Consider the following 14,451-nt stretch of genomic DNA (forward strand, 5'->3'; position numbering starts at 1 on the left):
GTGCAACCCTGGCAACCGTTGCGCCCGGCAGGACCACGAGCGAGGCCCGCACGCACGACATCCGCACCGCTACGACCCGGCCATGATCCCGGTGCGGCAGACCGTCCCCGCGCATGCGCCCCCTGACATCGTGCAGACCCAGCGCGCCTGGACCCACACCTACAACGCTCTCGCCCAGGCCCCCGCCACCGGCAACACGGCCCTGCGCCGACGGCTCATCGATCTGTCGCGCCGCCTGGTCCAGGATGTGCCCCGCGCCCAGCTCGCCGACCCGCCCCGCCGCACCCGGCCTGGTCAAGCAGGCATGACGAGAGGCGACCTCCCACCCGAAGGCTACGGGCCGCCGTCAGACGCGGCGGAACATACAGATCCGTGAGACCCGCTCACCGGTCAGAGCTTTGCCCTCGGCCGCAGCCATGTTGGTCAGTTGCCAGCCCTGTTGCTCGACAGCCTGGATCTGGTTGGCCATACCGGTCATAGGCGCGGTGGCCTTGCTGTTGGTGTTGGCCTCGATGAACTTGTAGACGAGGACGTAATCGCCCTTGTCCCGCGCCTCGCGGGCACGCTTGCCGGCCTCGGTCGCCTTGGCGTCGTTGATGAACCCCACGGGTACCCCCTGGTGCGTGGTGATGAGAGGGACTCAGGGTGCCGGAGCCTCGTGGTCATCTGCGCGGCTGTCGCTGATCTGTGACATGTAGAAGGCCCGCACAGGGGCGGGCCTGTTCTTTGCGGGCATGACGGATCTGCGGTTCAGTGTGGGATGTGATCGGTCCGAATGCCACCACGGGCGCGCGGTGCCATGGCATGTCGAAGCCCCGCCCGGAACCACCAAGCGGCGCTAATTCGTGTACGGAAGCTACAGCCCCTGCACCGCGATGTCCGTGATCTTCACGGATACCTTCGTGCCGGCCGATGCCGTGCTGAGCATTGTCTGCGTGTAGTCGAGAGTCGTCCCGTCCGACAATTCGCCCGTCTCAATCACCGGCCCGGAATCGTCACCCGAGATCTCGTATGTGATGTCGTACACCGCGTCAGGATCGAGATTCTCAGTCGGGCCGACGTACGACAGGTTCGGCTCCACCGTTAGATTGCAGCCCGCCGAGCCGAAACACTGCCGCTCCGTCGTGCGCAGCGTCATGGTGAAGTCGTCGATGGCCGGCGTCCCGTACGTCGGCTCCACGTCTGCCTCCTCTGCAAGAGCAGTCTCAGCGGCCTCGCTCGAAGTGCTCGATGCGGTGGCGGTGGCCGCCTTGCCGTCGTCCCTGGACTGCACGACAAAGACGCCGGTCGTCACAACTGCTGCGATGACAGCGGCAGCTGCTCCGATGATGACCGTGTTACTGCCTCGCTCCCGCGTTGGCGGTGCAGGCTGCCGGGGTGGGAGTTCAGGCTGTGGTGGTGGCGCGAGATTGCTCATGGATCCCCCTGCGGTTGTGCCCTGTCTGGGCATGATGAGGCCCTATGCAGGGTGCGTGAAGGTGAAGTGTCTGGTTCGTGACAGAGAGGGAAGCTGTGCCGCACCCGGAAGAAGTACAAATGATCACCCCGATACGAAGTCACCAACCCAGATCGCGCCTGCGCGATTGATACGGCCGCGAGCCCTGTAACACCTGCGCTGGAGGCAGATGCCGCACCAGGCGCCCATCTTCAGGTCGCGACCGTACCGGCTCGACTTCTTGGTGGCGCCGGTGGGACGAGGACGATGCGCCGCCGGTCTGCGCGAGCGGCAAGTAGGCGGCGCCGAACAAGCGTTGCCCGGGCTCGCTGCCGTCGGTGTGACCGCCCATCACAGGCGCTTCGCAGCGCAGCTAAGGCTGAGGGTTGTGATCCCTGAGCTTGTCGGACCCGCTGGACGGGTGAGTCATTGGACTGCATGCTCATCGTTTATGGAAGACGCGTCCGAGGCTGAGCCTCAAGAAAATGCTGGTCAGGCGACGCCCCGAAATGCCCGGACACTACGCATCGTTATCGCCCTCGCGGTCTCGGGCGGCGCGGCCGCAATCATCTGGTGGCTAGCAGTCGATCACCCGGATCTGCTGGAGACCGGCGTGGGGGTGGCTCCCTTAGCGGCGGTGGCCGGTGTGGTCATCTCACTCAGGCAGATGTTTGTCGAACGACGCGCTGAGGCGATGCGGATCTCTGTAGGGCGGGAGCGTGTCCGTGAAGCCGAGGAGGGCCTTGAAGCCGCACTACGGCCGGGCGTAACTTTCGATGGCGGTTTGGTGGTTCACGGGGACCTTGTGCTGCCGCATCCCGATGAGCGTGGCGCCGACGAGGGGCGGGGCGCGGAGGGTATCGACCCGGCGGATGCTGCGGACGAGGTCGCTGACCGTCTCCGCTCTGCGGCTACCGGTACGCCCAGACTTACGCTGCCTGAGTTGTGGACGGTGACCCATCGACGCCTGGACCTGTACCACGAGATTGCACTCGGACAGGCTGCGCGCTCGTTCCGCAACGCTCAGGTGGCCATGGTTCTCGGCTTCGTACTCCTTGTCGCCTTCGTGGTCGTCGCCTTGCAGGCCAGCACAACTGCCGGAAGCGTGGTTGCTGGGGGCCTGGGAGCTGTTGCGGCAGGACTGGCTGGTTACGTGAGTCGTACATTCGTGCGCTCCCAAGAGGCTGCGGCCGGGCACTTGCGTGCCTACTTCGATCAGCCGCTGGAATTCTCCCGGTACCTCGCTGCCGAACGGCTCGTCGCCGATTCGAAGCTCAGCGATGAGCAGCGGGCTGGAGTGGTCACGGCTCTGGCTCAGGCGATGATCGCCGGGCCCAACACACCCCCGGACGCAAGTGGTTCACCGAACGGGAACAGTGGAGGCGCCACCTAGAAACCGTACTTGGCTGCATCGCCGATGAATTGATCATGCTGGATCGATCCGTCGAAGAAGCACGCGCCGGGCTGACGGGCTCGACAGCGAGGAGTACGAGCAGCGGGCTTGCTGAATCTGCTGTGACTCTGCCGTGGGGAAGCTGTTTGTTTCCAAGACAGGAAGCCGCACGAGGACGTGTCCGCCTCATGCCGCAGGGCTTCCGAGAAGGGGCTGCGCCTCGACCGGGTCCGTGAGAAGCGTTGGCAGCTATCTGATCCAGCTCTGCAGAGACCCTGTGATCTCGGAGAGAGTTGCTCCCGCTTTGACCATACGGGCGAGATCTCGGACGTGTTCAGGACTGGTGGTGACCTTCAAGCCGCTCGCCACCAGGTAGGAATAGGCGGCTGATAAGGCGAAGCGTGTGTTGTTGCTCTCCAGGGCCGGAACATGGAGCAGCTGCTGCATGAGGACTGCCGCGCGCTCGGCGGGGGTGCGGTATACGGGTGTGTCGAAGATCTTTGCCTGCAAGCGGCTGACTGCAGCCGTCAGTGATCCCCAGTCAGTGACTTGCGGATCCCCGGGCGTGCTCCGCTCGGCGACCATGAGCAGCCAGGCAAGGTCGATGGCGAGTGGGCCCGCTGTTCTGGGCCGGGCTGGCGGTTCGGGTGCTACGGCCGGTTCGGGTGCCACAACCGGTTCGGGTACTGCGGCCGGTTCGACCGCGTCGGCTGAGTCGGATGCTGCTGCGGCCGGTTCGGGGCTTGGAGTGCTGGGACCGGTATCGCGCCCGAGTCGGATCAGCAAGGACTGCCCGACGTGCGCGAAGGGCTGTGGTCGGGACGCAGGCGTGGGTTGCTGAGAGGACGTCATCAGCCAGGCCGGAAAGTCAGGCGAACGACCCACCAGATATTCCATTTGCTCGCCGACACGGCGACTGCACGAGAGCAGTTCGGTCGTGGGAACCATGTCCAGAAGCAGGTCCTTGGCCTCGGCGGTGACGTCGAAGTAGCGATGTCTGATGTCGGCCGACGGCTGCGCCGCATGGGGAAGGGGGGCCAGCAGGCCGCTGAGGAAGACTTCGGCCAAGGCGGAGGTGGGGAGACGGCCGGGGAGACAGGAGTGGACCAGTTGCATGACCGGCATGGTCAAGGGCGCCATCGCTGCGAGGTAGGCGGCGAGCCGTACGGATTGGGGGGAGGCGGTGCGGGTGAAGGCGAGCGGTGCGGTGGCGGGAGGGGTCCGGGTGGTATTGCGGGGTTCCCAGATCCTCAGCGGAACGGGTCGGCCGAGGGTCGTGACCGCGTCAGCCCATGAGGCGAGGCCGGGCGGGGTCAGTTCGAGCACGGGGATGGGGACTGTGGCGGCTTGTGCGACTGCCGACGGCAGGATCGGGTGGGTCACCTGCCAGTCGGTGTTGGGGGCTCCGGCGCGTGGCGTCGTGATGTGCCAGGTCTCTGCCGTTACCCCGGTGCCTGCCCACAAGGAGCGCGGCAGGACATGGATCAACGCGGTGGGTCCTGCGGTGCCCCAGCTCCGCAGGACGGTCTGCATCCGGCCGTCCTGCCAGGCGGGGGCGGTTCCGTCGGTGACCACGATGACCATCGTGCGCCCGGAGGGGTCCGTCACGCACCGCGGGGACAGGGTCTGGGCGCCGTCGCCGGCCCATGGGCGGGTGAGAGAGATGGACCACGGATTTCCGTGGCGCACCTGATGGACTTCGATCTGTCGGAAGGCGCCGCTGCGTTCGAAGAGGGCGCGGAGTTCACCGACATGGCGTTCCCACAGCAGCATCGAGTCCGCGCTGTCGATGATGAGCGCCAGCCGGAGCCAGCGTTCTGGCCGGGGGCGTAGGACGACCTGGGGCATCTGGGTGTCGGCCTGGGCTGCGGCGGTGGCTTCTTCGGCCAGTTCGGTCGCCCAGGTACTGGGAATGCGGCGCTTGAGCGGGTGCAGGGCACGACCGAAGGCAAGGTCGCTGCCGAGAGCTTTCAGTCCGGGGACTCGCAGCTCAAGTTCTCTGCTGTTCCCGCTGGGCCGAGCGCCGGTCAGAGGAACCAGGCCTGCCGGGTGCGTACTTGACTCCGTGCCGGAGGACGAGGGACCTGCAACGTGATTGCTTCTTCGGGACGGTGGGGCGGGCGGGGTGAGGTCACCGGGCTCGGCGGGAGGGCGGCCAGGGGAACGGCAGGCGGCTTGCTGCGCTTTGGCCCATTGCGCGGCCAGTAGGGTGTTCGGGCCCTGTGGCAGGCGGGAGAGCAGCCACAGAGTGTCCAGGAGTTCCTCGTCGCCGAAGGGGACGCCGGCAGTGCTCAGGACCTGTTGCAACTCCCGGAACATCACTCACTCTCCCGCGTTGAGCCTGTGCAGCACGGTCTTCAGCAAACCCTCCGGGTCGTCGAGGCTGAGTCCTCCCAGACGGAGGAACACGGCGTTGAGCAGTTGGTCGGTGGCGAGTTCCCCCACCGCGCGCCGTGCCATGAAGGTCTCCACCAGATCGCCTACGGCGTCCAGTACGTCCTCGCCGAGATGATGACTGATGATTTCCTTGAGCTGCGAGTCGCTGGGATCGGCCAGGTGCAGCGGCAGGCAACGGCGCCGCAAGGCCGGCGGGAAGTCACGCTCGCCGTTGCTGGTGATCACCACGACCGGAAACTGTGTGCAGGTGATGTAGCCGCGCTCCACGGCCGCGCGTCCGCCGTGGTCAGCGGTGAAGACCTCGACGTTGGGTTGCGTTTCGGGCAGGCGGGACAGCTCGGGGATCTCGAAGCTGCCTTCCTCGAACACCGTGAGGAGATCGTTGGGAAGGTCTACGTCTCCCTTGTCGAGTTCGTCGATGAGAAGAACCCGGGGTTTACCTGCCGGCACCAGCGCAGTGCCGAGCGGTCCGAGTCTCACGAAGTCGCCGATGGGCGGTGGCGCCTGGCCGTCGGTACGGGGAAGATTACTTTCCTGGAGGCGGCCGATGGCGTCGTACCGGTAGAGCGCCTCCTGCAGTGTGGAGCGGCTGTTCACCGACCAGCGAAGGACCTTGCCCAGGTCCAGTTCGTCCGCGATGGCCTGGGCCAGTGAGGTCTTGCCGACGCCAGGATGACCGGTGACCAGCAGAGGGCGGCGCAGGTGCAGGGCGGCGTTGACCACTTCGGTCTCGGGGTGCCCGATGACGTAACCGGCCCTGCGATCCGTTGGGGCCCCGCTCTCCCCGTCACGTCGGGCGATTCGGGCGGCACCGAAACGGCGCCAGGGTGGGGCCGCGGGAAAGGAAACGCCGGTACGTTTCTCGCCGGTGCCGCGGAAGATCTGCCATGGGGTCTCGTCGGCCGGGGCGGACGTGTCCCTGCCCTCGGAGTGGGGGTCGGCCTGGCTGGTCATCGCGTACTCGCTTCGTCGCTCGCGGACTGGCGTGGGACTGCCTGGGCATCAGGAATCTGCTGTTCAGGATCGTCAAGGAGGAGAGCCGGCCGCACCGGGTGCCCTACCGGGTCTTCGCAGACTTTCGCCCAGTACCTGCGGACACGTTCGGGCAGCCCAGGAAGCGTGCCTTCGGGGTCGAGCGGCCCGAAATAGGTGTCGCAGACGGCCTCGGATGCGTCGTGATCCCACAGGATGACGGGGTAGCCCAGATAGAGAGCCTGCTGGATCATTCGCGCGCCGTCGTCGCGGCCGGCGCGCACCACCACACGGGCCACGTCGTGATCCTCTTCCAGCCTGCCGTAGGCGCTCTGCCCCCGGGCATGCTCCTGATCGAGGTAGACCACTTTGCCGTCCGCACGGCCGTTCCAGCGTCTTTCCAGCCTGGCGCGGCGGTCGTCTTCGCGCGCGGTGTTGGCCAGCGGGGCGCAGCGCAGTGCTATCCGGCGGCGCACGGCGAGCAGCAGAGGAACAACGTGGTGTGTGTCCGCGCCGTTCCAGGTGTGCACGGGAACGGAGAGCATGTCCCCGGGCTCCAGCACGATTTCCACCACCGGAGCTTGAGCGTCGCTGACCGACAGCGATCTGATGGCGTGTTCGATCAGGTGGACGGCTTGGGCCGGGGCGAGCGGGATTCCGTTGTCGTCGTGCGAGTGCCGGGCGAGTTCCCCCGTACCCGGGTCGGACCACACTACGCAGGTGAACATCTGTGTGGCAGGGTCGGGGTAGATCTGCACCACGACGCGTGGGCTGGTGCGGGATTCCTTGAGCGACTGGGCCCATATGTGGGCGGTCGCGCGAAGTTCGTCGAGAGTCTCGGCATCCACTCCGAGCCGCTGCGCAACCTGCCGGCCCCACGTGTCAAGTTGCCGGCACCATCCGGGATATTGCTCGAAGACTGCGGCAAGGTGCTGGGTGAAGCGGAGGACGGCAGGAGTCGTGCGTCGTCTCCGGTTGGTGTGGCTGTGTCCTCCTGGGTGTTTTTCAAAGTTCTCCATGTGCGCCAAAAGTTGGGCTCCGCCCATCGTGCCGGCGGTATCCAACTGCACTCCGCTCCCACCGGGCATGATGTGCCGGGTGATCGCGGCCACCGTGGCCGGAGACATCTCGGGGGCCCTCATCAGCAGTTCACGCAGGTCTGCGTAGTCACCTACGGACAACAGGCCCGGCGGGACATGGGCGATAGCCAGTGCACGGAACGGCTCCGCGGTCTTGGATTCGCCATCTGTCGACAGCATGGCGATGAGGGTGGCCATCGCGCGGGGGGTGCCCAGCAGCACCTCGGCAAATGCCTTGACGGAGTAGCCCTCGGCGAGTCGAGCGGCCCCGCATGCCCGGGCCACCCGCGCAGCATGCACCTTGAGCTGTCCCCCGTCGGGGAACACTGACTCCAGAACTCCCATGACTTCAAGCCGGGCTGTGGGGTCGACGGGTCGGGCGTAGGTTTCGGTGTCGTCCTCGGTGCCGTCGAGGGTGAGGTAGCGGCAGGTGACCGGGGTCTGCTCGGGGCCGTTTGCCGCGCACCGCTGCTTGAAGTGCTGTTTGACGTCATCGTGCAGTGCAGACAGGTCCGGGTGCAGATCAGCCGCGTTCTGTTCCAGCCACTGCAGCAGCATCGTGGAGAACGCACCGCTCTCGGCCAAGTCGTCCTGCTCTGCTGCCTGCCCGTCGCGGGACGCGTGCAGCAGGAACTGCTGAGCCGTCTGACGGCGCGGTGGCGGAAACGGCACGACGACCGGCGCACTCTCGCCACCGTGCTCCTCCACGAACGTGGCACAGGCATCGAAGAAGAGGACCTGCTGTTCGAATCCGGAAGAGGCCATCTGCGTGAGAGACCGCCGCAGTTCCTCCACATTGAGACAGAGCTTGTCCTCGGCAGAGGCATCGGGATGGAAGAGCAGCCGGCCGTCCTCTCCGAGAACACCGTGACCGCCCCAGTAGACGTACAGCAGACTGCCGACCGCCTGATTGAGATCTTCGATGAAGACACTTCTCACGTCGTTGAGCGAGGCCACCAAGCGGTAGTCGAACCCTGCGCCAGCGGCAGCCGCCTCGAGGGATTCCCGGCTCTCCTCCATCGGAGACAGCAGAAGTCTGATGTTCTGCGGTGGCACCCCTCCACGGTGCAGCCACCGTGCGAAGCGCAGAGCGTCCTTGCCGGCTCCCGGCAGACTCCAATCGCGCGGGGCCCGCGGGTAGCGCTCCAACCCGACGACGACAGCGTGGATGTCGGTGGCCGCAACGTGGTTCAGCCCAGCCATGTGCGGACGGCGTCCCATACCGTGCCGTTGGTCCAGTAGGCGCTGTGCGCGAACGGAAAAGGCTGGCCGTTGCTGACCTCTACGTCACTGGCACGCCCCGGAAACACCTTTGCCGCGCGGTAGGCCAGCAAATCCCACGGATCGTAGATGTTCAGCCAACGGCGCGGGAAGTGTCCTGGCAGCGTCTCAGGGTGTTCAACGGAGATTAGAGCACCGCACTCGTAGAAGAACGGCGCTTGGGATCCGACCGTGATCAGCTGATCGACCCGCCTGCCGAGGTCCTCCATGGCCAGCAGATCCACACACGCCACACCCCCCAGGCTGTGGGCCAGCACCGTGACCGACTCCCCCGGTGCGTGCTCGATCGTCCGCCTGATGAGCTGTCGCACCCCCTCCCCGCGGGCCTGATAGCGGAGGATGTCCCCGGTCATCGGCAGCACTCCGTCGCTGAGGGCGCCACGCTGGTTCGCCGCTCGCCGCGTCAGGGTGCGTAAGGCGGGTTTGACGGCAGCCTGCCGGACCCTGCCAGTTAGTGCCCGGCTCTGTGAAATCAGGTCGGAACTGAGCATGGCGAGCAATGCATCACGGGCCACACCGTCCACCGCGTCGGCTCCGCGTTCGGCCGCTCCCGACAAGGCGATGGCCACGACCGCACGGGCCACCGCATGCCTGTGCTCGTAGCCGTTTTCATCGACCGTAGCCGCAGCGTCACGCAGCTCAGGTGACGCCCGCACTGCGCGCAACGCTTCATCAAGATCATCGAGCAGTCCGTAGCGACGGAAGACCGCCACGGCATCGGTGGAAGGGCGATAGGTCTGGATCGCATCGAAGAACTTCTTGGAGGGCGGAGATACTCCTCGCCGCACGCCCGATGCCGTGGCAGGCCTCAGACCGAGCAGCCGTAACTCATACCCGAAGTCCGCGTAGAGCACTCCCCATACAGCGATGTCCTCGTCATCGGCCTCGGTCTTGCCGCCCCCCGACGTCCTGTAACCAGGAACCGAAGCCCCGCCGCAGACGAACTTCGCGCCCTCTGCCGCCCCCCAGAAACAGCCACGCACCTCGCGGTCGGGCTCGTCGAGTGCGGCCCGTACCACCTCGAGTGTCGCGTTGTACGACGTGGCACGCACCCCCGTGCCGTGTACGAAGACGATCGAACGCTCCATGGATCCCCCGCCCCCACGGGTGATGTCACGCTCAGAAGAGCACCACACCACCGCCTGATCCGATGGTAGCCACTTTGCTACCCGATTCAGCCAACTCCTGCAGTCTCGTTCCTTGGACGGATGATCCAGCTCGTCCTCGTCGGCGATTCGTCGCATGTCTCTGCGTACAGCCATGGGCTACACCCCCCGCGGGCGGGCGAAGGCCCGGCCCCTCACGGGAGAGACCGGGCCGCTGAGTTGCTCAGCACTCCTCGCTGAGCTTCACCGTGGAGAAGTCGACGGTCGTGTCCGTCGGGTGCTCGCCGGCGGCGGGTGACTGTGAGCAGACCTTCCAGCTCCGGTCGAACATCTGCATGCGGTCGGCGCCTGTGGCGTCGGAGGACGTGAGGGAGTAGAACCCCGCCGCCTGTGCCTCGTCTTGGGCTGCCTGGAGTCCCTTGCCGGTCATGTCCGGAAGCGTTGCCGTCTCCGCGTCCGCGTCCGTGCCGACGTCCTCACCCGGGTCCGCCTCTGTGTCCGCGGCGGGGGCGTCGTCGGTCTTGGCCTTCTCGGTCCTGGCCTTCTCGGTCTGCGTCGTGTCCGGGGACGTGGCGTCGGGGCCGCTGTCCTCGGCGGCGCAGCCTGTGAGTGCGAGTAAGCCTGCCGCGGCGAAAGCGGTGATGGTGGTGCGTGTGCGCATGGTCTCCCCTGGGATGTCGTGCTTGAGGAGCATCCTGCGGCATGTGGAGAGGACGTGAAGGGAGAGTCACGAATTCGTGACATACGGGGGGGTGAGCGGGCGAGTCCAGTGTTTCCGGGCATGCCGGGCGCGCGGCTCCCACCGTCTGACTGCGGTTCCCCACCGTCTGGTCGGTCAGGGGCTCGACGGGACCAACCGCCGCCGTGGGCCTCGACGGGCCACCCGCCACCGTGGGTCTCGACGGGGCCAACCGCCGCCGTGGGCGTACACGTCGGCGATGTCATCTGGCGGGCAAGTGGTCGCGAGGTGTCCCCGAGGGCCAGCCCGGCGGACCAGCGGGCCGGTCTACTTCACTTCGCCGGCCCAGTGCTTCCCGTCCTTGTCGAATTCGGGTCGCACCTCCAGGTCAACCTTGTTCAGCTGGCCCCGCGGAACATCGAATGCGAAGTCGGCCGCACCCGAAGACCCGGGCGACACACTGCCCGTGATTCCCGCACCGAGGTCCCCGTCGAAGATCTGCTCGCAGACGACGCCGTCGCTGCCAGACTTCACATACACGCTCATCAGCGCTCCCTGGAACGCCTCATCTGTTCCGTTGTGCACCTTGATTCGCCATTTCACGGCCTGATTGCCGGACTCGTGGCCGATCGAGTACTCGCCGGGCGTGAACTTGCTCGGCTTGGAAACGGTGACCGTGAGGCCGCCGTCCCACTTCTTCGCCTCTCCCCAGGCGCCCGCCTTCTCAGCCGTGGGCGACACCGAAGGTGCTGCCGCCGCCATGCTGCTTCCTGCGCCCAGGAGGCATGCAGTCATCGCGGCGACCGACAGGCGGGCGACCGCGGATGTGCGTATGCCGTTCATACCTTCAGGATCTACCCGCCGTGGGGCTGGGTCGACACGAGTGCGTGGAGGGACCTCGCGGTCGCCGGGCCGGCAGACCTGCCGCGCCCGTGGTCACCCGGGGGAGATCGAAAAGCCCCGCCGCTGACGTGAGCGGCGGGGCCTTGGTGCGAGTGGGTCAGTTGGTCTTGCACTTGTTGCCGGTGGCCGGGTTGAGCAGCCCGATGACGTCGACGGTGTTGCCGCAGAGGTTGAGGCCGAGGTCGACGGGGACCTGGACGGCGTTGCCGCTGAGCACGCCGGGGGAGTTCGCGACGTGGGCGGCAGCGTCCGGGCCGGGGTCCGCTACGGCGGCGCCCGCTCCCCCGAGGACGGCTGTAGCGGTGAGGGCGGTCGCGGCGAAGATCGAGCGCATACGCATGGGGGTACCTCCTGGTGGGGAAACGGATCGTGCGGCTGTGAGGCCTCACCAGTTCGGGAGGCAGATAAAACGATCATGGCCCGGATGCAGGAACGGATTCGCCCGTCAGAGGTACGCGGGTCACTGCCCGGGGCGGCTCGGGCCGACTGAGGGGAACCGCCGCCGGGCCGGGGGGCGCTGTGACCAATGGCATGCCGAAAGACCCTCTTCAGGAGGGTTTGGCCGCCCTACGGTGAAGGGATGTCGCCCCTCGCCCGCATCAGCGCCTCGTACGCCCCGCGCTTCGCCGAGTTCGCTTTCGAGCCCGGTTTCACGGCCGCCGTGGACCAGCACGTAGCGGAACTGCGGGACCGTCTCGAGATGGGCGGGGCCGGACTAGTACCGCCGACGCCGGACGCCGAGCTCCTCTCGGACTACGCCCTGGGATTCCTCGACGCGCTGTCCGAGAACGGATGGCGGGAGCCGGTCGGCCACGACTACGCGGTGTGCCGCCTCACCGCCATCTCCTGGCTGGTGAGGCGGCACGACCTGGTACCGGAGGCCTCCGGGTTTTGAACTGGTCAGATTTGATCTGACCTGACCTGACCTGACCTAGCCTGATCTGGACCCGGTTACATGCCGTCGCGCGTGTCACCACGCGTGTCGCCACGCAGGTGGCTGCCCGTGTCACCGCGCATGTCGCCGCGCATATCGCCGCGCATGTCACTGGCCTCGCGCTCACCGACCGGCTGGTTGGTCATCGCGTCCTGCCGACCGGCCTGGTAGGCACTGACGCTGCCACGGGCCTTGGCCGTCTCCTGCTCCGCGGTGTTCAGCCACCGCTCCCAGCGCTGCCGCATCGGGCCGATGAGGCCACCGCCCACGCCGACGATCAGGATTCCCGCAGCGGCCGCGAGCGCCGCGTACAGAACGGGCTGGGTGACCGTCGTGGCGATACCCGCCTGACCGAGGGCCGCGATCACGCCGAGGGCGACGATGCAGGCCCAGACGATCGTGCCGATGGTCTTCCCGTACGACATCGAGGACAGGGCACTGGTCACGATGTCGCGTACGACGTTGGCCACCGCCATGGCGACGACCATCAGGACGATGGCGACGACGGCGCGCGGGATCCAGGCGACGATGCCGTCGAGCATGTTGGAGACCGGGTTGCTCCCGAAGACGCCGAAGGCGATCTGCAGGGTGATCAGGAGCAGGGCGAAGTAGACGACCTTGCAGACGATCCCCGTCGTGTCGTGCTTGGAGTTCGCGAACATCCGGGAGGCGCCCGCACGTTCCGCGAGCCTCTCGGAGCCGAGCTTGCGCAGCACCCGGTCGAGGACCCGCGCGATCATCTTCGACACGAACCAGCCGATGGCCAGGACGACCAGGAAGCCGATCAGCTTCGGCACGAACTGCGCGACCTTCGACCAGGCGTCGTTGAGGCCCCGCGTGAAGTCCACGGAGAGACTTATGTACTGGGACATGAGTGGTCCTCCACTCGGTGGGCCCCGGCCGCCACTACGGCGTCAGGGCGATGAATCCCCCACGGCGCGCGGCTTCCGGCGCGTCCCTTTTCCCCTGGATATCAGGAGCCACGGCCCGGTACCGCCCGGTGCTGCGCCGTACGGGTGACGGCGCGTGACTGACCGAGCCGTTTGTGCATCTGCTCACTTGGAGGATTTGTTCGGTAGCTGAGAGTTTCGATTGTCGTAGCTATCCCCTAGGCTCTACGCATGCCCTTAACCCCTCAGCCCCGTGGTTCCGTGCGGTCTGCCGCGGAATTGAACGAGCGGATCCGCAGTCTGTGGATGCGCGCCGGAGGACGCCTCTCGGCCGAACAGCGCCGTGAGTACGAACAGTTGGTGACGGAGTGGGCCGCCGCCGTGCGCGCGGAGGTCGTCGAGGCGGCCTAGGCCGTGGCCGTGAACTGCCTCATGCGGGCGCAGGTTTCCACCGTGTCGGTGTGCACGTGTCCTGCCGAGGGCTCCATGGGGGAGCCGCCCCCCGTCCTGAGCGTCCGCGACGACGGCCAGTCGCTCAGCCCTTGCCCTGACGCGCCTTCCGCGCGATGCGGCGCTTCTGGCGGCCCGTCAGATCCTTGCGGTTACCCTGCTGTTTGTACGCCGCGATGCGCTGCTCGTTCTTCACCGGGCCTCCCAGCTCAACGTGTCCGCGCCCTCCACGGACTGCCAACTTGCCCGCATACTAAGGCAGTTGCCACGCGACCGCCCTCCATCGACCGCACGCTACGCGCCGCGTTCCCGCACCCTTTCCGGCACGTTCCTGCACGCCCCTTGGCTGGGGACCCCCCGTGCCCAACACTGACCCGATGACGCAGCGCGTGGAACTCGCCACCGTGATGGACCGGTTGGCCATCGACTCCCTCATCACCGAGTACGCAGTGACCGTCGACGACGGCGACTGGGACGCGTATCGGCGGCTCTTCACCCCGGACGGACGCGCCGACTACAGCTCGGCGGGCGGAATCGACGCAAGCGCCGACGACGTGGCCGGATGGCTGGCCGGGACGATGGAGCTCTTCCCGATGCGGCAGCATCTGATCGTCAACAGGCTGGTCCGGTTCGGGACACTCGAGCAGGACATCGGCGACACCGCGCAGGTCCAGGCCGACTTCGTGAACCCGATGCGCTTCGCCTCGCAGGAGGGCGAGCGCGTCGGCGCAGGCGCCGACGGGGAGGGGCGTGGCACGGGCTCCTCCGCCCCGGACTTCATCTGCGGCGGCCGTTACGCCTTCACGGCGCTGCGCACGCACGAGGGCTGGCGGCTGCGTCAGGTGACCGTGCAGGAGAAGTGGCGCCGGATACAGGAGCGCTCCACGGCCCGTACCCCCGGTTGAGAAGACGCACGGCGGGCGCGCGCAGGC

15 protein-coding genes and 1 pseudogene are annotated in these 14,451 nt (G+C 67.0%); 5 read left to right on the plus strand and 11 right to left on the minus strand.

All coding sequences use genetic code 11. From position 1 onward, the window contains the following. Nucleotides 1-82: 82 nt before the first annotated feature. Nucleotides 83-376 (plus strand): hypothetical protein, encoded by a 294-nt coding sequence (locus ABXJ52_RS05270; protein WP_367039627.1) that lies wholly within the window; start codon nt 83-85, stop codon nt 374-376. On the opposite strand, the gene ABXJ52_RS05275 is transcribed toward ABXJ52_RS05270, so the two are convergent. Continuing rightward, the gene (locus tag ABXJ52_RS05275) at nt 347-607 is read right to left on the minus strand and encodes a hypothetical protein (RefSeq protein ID WP_367039630.1); all 261 of its coding nucleotides are present in this window, start codon (nt 605-607) and stop codon (nt 347-349) included. The two genes, ABXJ52_RS05270 and ABXJ52_RS05275, sit on opposite strands and share 30 nt — an antisense overlap. A 249-nt stretch (nt 608-856) precedes the next feature. Beyond that, nucleotides 857-1,417: a hypothetical protein gene (locus ABXJ52_RS05280; protein ID WP_367039631.1), complete on the minus strand. Its 561-nt coding sequence runs from the start codon at nt 1,415-1,417 to the stop codon at nt 857-859. A 469-nt stretch (nt 1,418-1,886) separates the two neighbouring features. Here ABXJ52_RS05280 and ABXJ52_RS05285 point away from each other — a divergent pair, with 469 nt between their 5' ends. Continuing rightward, nucleotides 1,887-2,828, plus strand: coding sequence for a hypothetical protein (locus ABXJ52_RS05285; protein ID WP_367039632.1), 942 nt, complete (start codon nt 1,887-1,889; stop codon nt 2,826-2,828). Between the two features lie 249 nt (nt 2,829-3,077). On the opposite strand, the gene ABXJ52_RS05290 is transcribed toward ABXJ52_RS05285, so the two are convergent. The 8 genes and pseudogenes from ABXJ52_RS05290 to ABXJ52_RS05325 form a co-directional block, all read right to left on the minus strand. Next, on the minus strand, nt 3,078-3,413 hold the full coding sequence (locus ABXJ52_RS05290; protein ID WP_367048819.1) for a fic family toxin-antitoxin system, toxin component: 336 nt from the start codon (nt 3,411-3,413) through the stop codon (nt 3,078-3,080). A gap of 315 nt (nt 3,414-3,728) precedes the next feature. Further along, a pseudogene (locus ABXJ52_RS05295) lies at nt 3,729-5,147 on the minus strand (SAV_2336 N-terminal domain-related protein); the annotation flags it as partial. Between the two features lie 3 nt (nt 5,148-5,150). After that, complete coding sequence (locus tag ABXJ52_RS05300) at nt 5,151-6,179, minus strand: MoxR family ATPase (protein WP_367039634.1); 1,029 nt, start codon at nt 6,177-6,179, stop codon at nt 5,151-5,153. Next, entirely contained in the window at nt 6,176-8,479 is a 2,304-nt protein-coding gene (locus tag ABXJ52_RS05305; RefSeq protein WP_367039637.1) for a hypothetical protein, read from the minus strand. Before ABXJ52_RS05305 ends, ABXJ52_RS05300 begins: the two co-directional genes overlap by 4 nt. Continuing rightward, a complete protein-coding gene (locus tag ABXJ52_RS05310; RefSeq protein ID WP_367039639.1) occupies nt 8,467-9,819 on the minus strand; it encodes a hypothetical protein in 1,353 nt (450 codons plus the stop codon). The genes ABXJ52_RS05305 and ABXJ52_RS05310 overlap by 13 nt, the downstream gene beginning before the upstream one ends. 67 nt (nt 9,820-9,886) lie before the next feature. Then, complete coding sequence (locus tag ABXJ52_RS05315; RefSeq protein ID WP_367039641.1) at nt 9,887-10,324, minus strand: hypothetical protein; 438 nt, start codon at nt 10,322-10,324, stop codon at nt 9,887-9,889. Nucleotides 10,325-10,669: 345 nt separating this feature from the next. Next, nucleotides 10,670-11,185, minus strand: a complete 516-nt coding sequence (locus tag ABXJ52_RS05320) for a hypothetical protein (RefSeq protein ID WP_367039643.1) — start codon at nt 11,183-11,185, stop codon at nt 10,670-10,672. Between the two features lie 157 nt (nt 11,186-11,342). Continuing rightward, nucleotides 11,343-11,585 carry a chaplin gene (locus tag ABXJ52_RS05325; RefSeq protein ID WP_367039645.1) on the minus strand — a complete coding sequence of 81 codons (243 nt, stop codon included), beginning with the start codon at nt 11,583-11,585 and terminating at the stop codon, nt 11,343-11,345. Between the two features lie 240 nt (nt 11,586-11,825). Here ABXJ52_RS05325 and ABXJ52_RS05330 point away from each other — a divergent pair, with 240 nt between their 5' ends. Then, nucleotides 11,826-12,140, plus strand: coding sequence for a DUF6401 family natural product biosynthesis protein (locus ABXJ52_RS05330; RefSeq protein ID WP_367039647.1), 315 nt, complete (start codon nt 11,826-11,828; stop codon nt 12,138-12,140). A 56-nt stretch (nt 12,141-12,196) separates the two neighbouring features. On the opposite strand, the gene ABXJ52_RS05335 is transcribed toward ABXJ52_RS05330, so the two are convergent. After that, entirely contained in the window at nt 12,197-13,051 is an 855-nt protein-coding gene (locus ABXJ52_RS05335; RefSeq protein WP_367039649.1) for a hypothetical protein, read from the minus strand. Nucleotides 13,052-13,300: 249 nt separating this feature from the next. Between ABXJ52_RS05335 and ABXJ52_RS05340 the strand changes: the two genes are divergently transcribed. Together ABXJ52_RS05340 and ABXJ52_RS05345 are read left to right on the plus strand one after the other, a co-directional pair. After that, nucleotides 13,301-13,480 carry a hypothetical protein gene (locus ABXJ52_RS05340; protein ID WP_367039651.1) on the plus strand — a complete coding sequence of 60 codons (180 nt, stop codon included), beginning with the start codon at nt 13,301-13,303 and terminating at the stop codon, nt 13,478-13,480. 416 nt (nt 13,481-13,896) lie between these two features. After that, on the plus strand, nt 13,897-14,424 hold the full coding sequence (locus tag ABXJ52_RS05345; protein WP_367039653.1) for a nuclear transport factor 2 family protein: 528 nt from the start codon (nt 13,897-13,899) through the stop codon (nt 14,422-14,424). Nucleotides 14,425-14,451 lie beyond the last annotated feature (27 nt).

Source organism: Streptomyces sp. Je 1-332 (assembly GCF_040730185.1).
Classification (GTDB): domain Bacteria; phylum Actinomycetota; class Actinomycetes; order Streptomycetales; family Streptomycetaceae; genus Streptomyces.

Coding starts and splice junctions, on each gene's coding strand:
- ABXJ52_RS05270 (WP_367039627.1), top strand. CDS start 83: ATGATCCCGGTGCGGCAGACCGTCCCCGCGCATGCGCCCCCTGACATC.
- ABXJ52_RS05280 (WP_367039631.1), bottom strand. CDS start 1,417: ATGAGCAATCTCGCGCCACCACCACAGCCTGAACTCCCACCCCGGCAG.
- ABXJ52_RS05285 (WP_367039632.1), top strand. CDS start 1,887: ATGGAAGACGCGTCCGAGGCTGAGCCTCAAGAAAATGCTGGTCAGGCG.
- ABXJ52_RS05290 (WP_367048819.1), bottom strand. CDS start 3,413: ATGGTCGCCGAGCGGAGCACGCCCGGGGATCCGCAAGTCACTGACTGG.
- ABXJ52_RS05300 (WP_367039634.1), bottom strand. CDS start 6,179: ATGACCAGCCAGGCCGACCCCCACTCCGAGGGCAGGGACACGTCCGCC.
- ABXJ52_RS05305 (WP_367039637.1), bottom strand. CDS start 8,479: ATGGCTGGGCTGAACCACGTTGCGGCCACCGACATCCACGCTGTCGTC.
- ABXJ52_RS05310 (WP_367039639.1), bottom strand. CDS start 9,819: ATGGCTGTACGCAGAGACATGCGACGAATCGCCGACGAGGACGAGCTG.
- ABXJ52_RS05315 (WP_367039641.1), bottom strand. CDS start 10,324: ATGCGCACACGCACCACCATCACCGCTTTCGCCGCGGCAGGCTTACTC.
- ABXJ52_RS05320 (WP_367039643.1), bottom strand. CDS start 11,185: ATGAACGGCATACGCACATCCGCGGTCGCCCGCCTGTCGGTCGCCGCG.
- ABXJ52_RS05325 (WP_367039645.1), bottom strand. CDS start 11,585: ATGCGTATGCGCTCGATCTTCGCCGCGACCGCCCTCACCGCTACAGCC.
- ABXJ52_RS05330 (WP_367039647.1), top strand. CDS start 11,826: ATGTCGCCCCTCGCCCGCATCAGCGCCTCGTACGCCCCGCGCTTCGCC.
- ABXJ52_RS05335 (WP_367039649.1), bottom strand. CDS start 13,051: ATGTCCCAGTACATAAGTCTCTCCGTGGACTTCACGCGGGGCCTCAAC.
- ABXJ52_RS05340 (WP_367039651.1), top strand. CDS start 13,301: ATGCCCTTAACCCCTCAGCCCCGTGGTTCCGTGCGGTCTGCCGCGGAA.
- ABXJ52_RS05345 (WP_367039653.1), top strand. CDS start 13,897: ATGACGCAGCGCGTGGAACTCGCCACCGTGATGGACCGGTTGGCCATC.